We start from the raw sequence: 723 nt of genomic DNA on the forward strand, positions 1-723 counted from the left end.
CGTCGCTCAGCGTGAAGGTCAGGGCGCTGTGGTTGTTGATCGGCAGACCATCTTTGTTGGTCAGGGTGATGGTGTAGGTGATCTCACCACCTTCGGTCACCGAAGGTGTTGCAGTCAGCTTGGCCACAACCTCGCTGAGGGTATCCGAGATTTGAACGGTAGCCGGGCTACCCAAGGCCAGTTTCTCAAAAGTGGCACCGGGAACAGTAGCGTCGGTGACCCCGAGGGTGATGGAGCCAGCATCGTTGTATACGTCATCGCCCTGAGGCGAGGTTTTGTACTCGACTTCGGTTTTACCGGCCTCAATGGTCACGGTGTCGCCGTTCGACAAGGTTACAGTCAATGGCCGGTCCAGCGCCTGGCTTACCTTCACAGTGAAGGAAGGCTGCTGGTCTTCTGTCACATTGCCATTGCTGACGATGCTTACAGTGACGGTATCAATGCTGTCATTGATGACGGTCGAAGCCGGAGTCGGATTCGGGGTCAACTGTTCGAAGTTGCCGCCGGTTGCGCCGGTAATGGTGGTGCTGACGGTCGAGCCATTGTTGTAGACGTCGTTCGCCGGGGTCTGGAAGTCAACGCTGCCCTGGGTCTTACCGGCTTCAACGGTGATGGTCTGGCCATTGGACAGGGTCACGGTTACCGGAGTCTGAGCCGGGTTGCTCAGAGTCACGGTGTAGGTGATCACGCCACCCTCGGTCACCGACGGGTTCGCCGTCAGGG

General features: G+C 58.1%; 1 protein-coding gene. It reads right to left on the reverse strand.

Features of this window, described 5'->3' with window-relative positions:
- Nucleotides 1–723: immunoglobulin-like domain-containing protein (locus tag DMX11_RS25815; protein ID WP_146230389.1), on the reverse strand; the 723-nt coding region annotated here is incomplete at both ends.

This window comes from Pseudomonas sp. LB-090624 (assembly GCF_003205205.1).
GTDB lineage: Bacteria > Pseudomonadota > Gammaproteobacteria > Pseudomonadales > Pseudomonadaceae > Aquipseudomonas.